The following is a 3858-nucleotide window of genomic DNA, read 5'->3' as shown; positions in this document are numbered from 1 at the left end:
TCCGGCGGTACATCGTGGCCAGCGGTCGTGTTCATCCGCGGGAGATGGGCGCAGTCGAGGTGGAGGCGTTCCTCAGCACGCTGGCAGTACACGGCAACGTTGCGGCGGGCACCCAGAACCAGGCGTTCGCTGCGTTGCTTTTTCTGTATCGGACGGTGCTCTCGATCGATTTGCCGTGGCTGGACGGTCTCGTGCGCGCGAAGCGTCCGCAACGGGTGCCGACGGTTCTCTCGCGAGACGAGGTGGCGCGGCTGCTGGCCGTGATGGACGGCCGTGCTGGCTTGATCGCGCGCCTGCTTTATGGAACCGGCCTGCGACTGCTGGAATGTCTGCGCCTGCGTGTGAAGGACATCGACTTCGGTCGATCGGAGATCACGGTGCGGCAAGGCAAAGGTGGAAAGGACCGTCGGACGATGTTGCCGCGTTCGATGGTCGAGCCGCTGGAGCGCGAAATCGATCGCGCGAGAACGTTGCATGCGCAGGATTCGGCCGCAGGATTCGGTGAAGCGTTGCTGCCGCACGCGCTTGCGCGAAAGTATCCCACCGCGGCGCGTGATTTCGGTTGGCAATACGTGTTTCTCTCGACACAGCGTTCACGTGATCCGCGCAGCGGTGTGGTGCGCCGGCATCACTTCGATGAAGCAATGCTCGCGCGTGCACTGAAGGTGGCGCGGCAGCGGGCGGGGATCGTGAAGCTCGTCACCGCGCACACGTTCCGTCATAGCTTCGCGGCGCATTTGCTGGAAGCCGGCTACGACGTGCGGACGATCCAGGAATTGCTCGGACACAAGGACGTCGCGACGACGCAAATCTACACGCACGTACTGAACCGGGGAGGGCAGGGCGTGCTGAGTCCGCTGGATCGTTGATGTGGCGAACCGCGCGTCAGAACGTCACGCACACTGCCGCACGTTCGCGAAGCACCGCTTCCTGACCGTAGGTGGATTTGTAGTGGGCAATCACGCGGCGCAACGACGATGCGGAGGTCACGTCATCGTCGTGCACGATCACCACCATGTGACTGGCTTCCACTTGGTTGCGGCCATCTGCGCCGCGCCATGGGCCATGGCTGTCGAGCACGCTGAAGCCGTGTGGAAATGCAGGCAGCAGCACGTCCGATTCGAAGTGCGCCCACTGATCCGGCGTGATCTCGCCACCGCCGGGGATTGCAAGGCCAAAGTAAAGCGTGTCACGTACCAGCGCCTTTTCGTCCGCGCGGCAGCCGAGTGGATGCTCGCGCACCCAGTCGAGCTGGCATCCGTCAATCAGCAGCGCCGTGAAGACCAGCACGAACGTCGAGCGGATCCGCGGGATCATTTGAGGTTCGTCTCGAACAAACGATCGATCCGCTTGAATTCGTCGAGCCACGAATCGGCATGCACGAAGCCGTGGCGTTCGAGCGGATAGCCGGACAGCTGGAAGTTGTCCTTGTGCAACTCGATCAGCTTTTGATACAGCCGTACCGAATCCTCGAACAGCACGTTGTCGTCGATCATGCCGTGTGCGATCAGTAACGCGCCCTTGAGCCCGTCGGCGAATTCCATCGGCGACGAGCGCTCGTACGCGATGGGGTCGATCGCCGGCGTGTTGAGGATGTTCGAGGTGTACTCGTGGTTGTATTGCGCCCAGTCGGTAACCGGTCGCAGTGCGGCGCCGGCCTTGAAGACATCCGGCGCGCGGAACATCGCCATCAACGTCATGAAGCCGCCGTAGGATCCACCGTAGAGGCCGACGCGTTGCGGATCGACGGACGCATTCTTCTGCAGCCAGTGCACTCCGTCGATCAGGTCTTCCAGTTCCGGTTGCCCCATCTGCCGGTAGATCGCGGTGCGCCAGTCGCGGCCGTAGCCTTCGCTGGCGCGGTAGTCCATGTCGAGCACCACGTAGCCCTGCTGGTTGAGCAGTGTGTGGAACATCTGTTCGCGGAAATAATATGGCCATGCACTGTGCACGTTCTGCGTGTAACCGGCGCCGTGCACGAACAGCACAGCCGGGTACTTCCTTGATGGATCGAAGTCCTTCGGCTTGTAGAGCTTCGCGTAGATCGGCTGCTTCGTGTGGGTCGAAGGGACCTGCACGACATCCAGCGCAGGCCAATCCAGCGCCTTGTAGTCGGATGTGCGCGTATCGGTGAGATCACGCGCTTGTGCGTGTCCCTGCGCATCAACGACGGCAAGTTGCGCGGGAACGTACGTGCCCGAATGAACGATGCCGAGTTGCGTGCCGTCGGGCGACAGCGAAAACGTCTGCATTCCCTTGAACGAGGTGATCCTTTCGAGCGGTCCACCCGTTGCTGCGACCCGGTACACGTCGTAGATGTACGGCGCCGCGACGTTCGCGCGCATGTAAAACCAGTGGCCGTCTGGCGACAGCACGGGTGCGGAGACTTCAAAGGCACCGCGGGTCAGCGCCGTCGCGTTGCCGCTTGCACCACGTGTGTAGAGTTGCGCGTAGCCGCTTTCCTCGGACACGTACCACAGCGTGCGTCCGTCCTTCTCCCAACCAAACTCGTTGAAGTTCCAGTTGATCCATGCGGCATCGGTGAGGCGATGGCGCACGTCGAGCCGGGCACGTTCGAGATCGACACTGGCGATCCAGCGGTCCTTGTTGTCGATTGCGCGGATCTGTACTGCCAGCGCCCTGCCGTCGTCGCTCCAAGCGATGCCGCCACCGCCGCCGTCATCGCCCCCGGCGACGATGCGAACAGCGCGCAACGTGGTGTCGCTTGCGGACTCCTTCCTGTCTTTTGAAGACTTGTCGGATTCCTTCTTTTCGATCCCGCGTTCGCGTGCGAGTTTTTCGTTTTCCTCACGCACCGATTTCAGCGGATCGTCGTGAATGCCCGGCAATCCGTCGATCGCCAGCGCGTGTTGCTCATGCTTGACCAGATCGAGCAGCAGCAACGATTGCGGAGCCGGAGCGTTGCGACCGACGCGCGTGCGCTCTTCTTCCTGTTCCTCGTACCCCGATTCGGTGACGAAGCGCTGCAGCTTGCCGAGCTGGCCTTCTTCGTGACCTTTGGGCGAGGTGACGACCAGCAGCGAGCGACCATCCGGCGACAGCGACGTCGCCTCGATCTTCACGTCATCGCCGAGGTAGAACGGCAGCGGTGCACGCGTTGGATCACCCTTCGCGAAGTCCTCGCCGTTTTTCTCTTGTGCGTCACGGTCGGTTTTGATCTGGCGCAGCGTCGAGAAATAACGCAGTTGTTGCTGGCCGAGTGCATCGGGTTTTTTTGCGGCGGGGTCTTTCTCGACCTTGATCACCGTTGCGGGTGCGGTGACGCCACCGGCGAAATCCCAGGAGAACCAGTCGGTGCCGGCGCGGTACTGCACACGGCGACCGTCGGCGGAGAACTGAGGGGCGGCTTCGGTTTGCGGAGTCCGCGTCACCTGCGTGAGCTTTCCGCTGGCCATGGCGCGAACGAAGATATCTCCGTTGCGCACGAACGCGGCGTGCGTGCGGCTGCGGTCGAACACCGCATCGGCACCATCGGTGTTCGCCATTGCCTGCGGATCGATCACGCTGTCCTTGCCATCGGCAATGTTCACGCGATGCAGGTCGTGCACCGGAGAACCCTTGCGCTTGAGCGGGTAATAGAGACTCCGGCCGTCGACGCTCCACCAGGTGCGCTCGACCTGCGGACCGATCCAGTCGGGGTCGGCCATCGCCTGCTCGATCGAGATCGCGTGCGCGGGCGTGGTGGCGACACAGATCAGGGCGACGAGAAAGGACAGAGGTGCACGCTGCATGGGAACTCCGGAACGCGAGGCGAAAGACGGAGCATAGCGGCTTGACCGGCGACGGGACCGGGCCAGAAGTCAGCGGTGTGGCTGGCGTGTCTCACCAGGGCGGACC

At 62.7% G+C, this 3858-nt stretch carries 3 protein-coding genes; 1 reads left to right on the top strand and 2 read right to left on the bottom strand.

Features of this window, described 5'->3' with window-relative positions:
• Positions 1-869 (top strand): integron integrase (locus tag ABIV12_RS00840; RefSeq protein WP_348055253.1); only part of this gene is annotated, 869 nt, incomplete at its 5' end.
• Positions 870-885: 16 nt separating this feature from the next.
• On the opposite strand, the gene ABIV12_RS00835 is transcribed toward ABIV12_RS00840, so the two are convergent.
• Together ABIV12_RS00835 and ABIV12_RS00830 are read right to left on the bottom strand one after the other, a co-directional pair.
• On the bottom strand, positions 886-1317 hold the full coding sequence (locus ABIV12_RS00835; protein ID WP_348055251.1) for a DUF3574 domain-containing protein: 432 nt from the start codon (positions 1315-1317) through the stop codon (positions 886-888).
• Positions 1314-3752, bottom strand: a complete 2439-nt coding sequence (locus ABIV12_RS00830; protein WP_348055249.1) for an alpha/beta fold hydrolase — start codon at positions 3750-3752, stop codon at positions 1314-1316. Before ABIV12_RS00830 ends, ABIV12_RS00835 begins: the two co-directional genes overlap by 4 nt.
• Between the last annotated feature and the right edge of the window lie 106 nt (positions 3753-3858).

The sequence above is a fragment of the Dokdonella sp. genome, from assembly GCF_039926425.1.
Taxonomy (GTDB): Bacteria; Pseudomonadota; Gammaproteobacteria; order Xanthomonadales; family Rhodanobacteraceae; genus Dokdonella_A.
This window is presented reverse-complemented; position numbering and strand designations above follow the sequence as displayed.

What these genes read in the sequence shown, in the direction of transcription:
- ABIV12_RS00835 (WP_348055251.1), bottom strand. Translation starts at nt 1,317, where the DNA reads ATGATCCCGCGGATCCGCTCGACGTTCGTGCTGGTCTTCACGGCGCTG.
- ABIV12_RS00830 (WP_348055249.1), bottom strand. Translation starts at nt 3,752, where the DNA reads ATGCAGCGTGCACCTCTGTCCTTTCTCGTCGCCCTGATCTGTGTCGCC.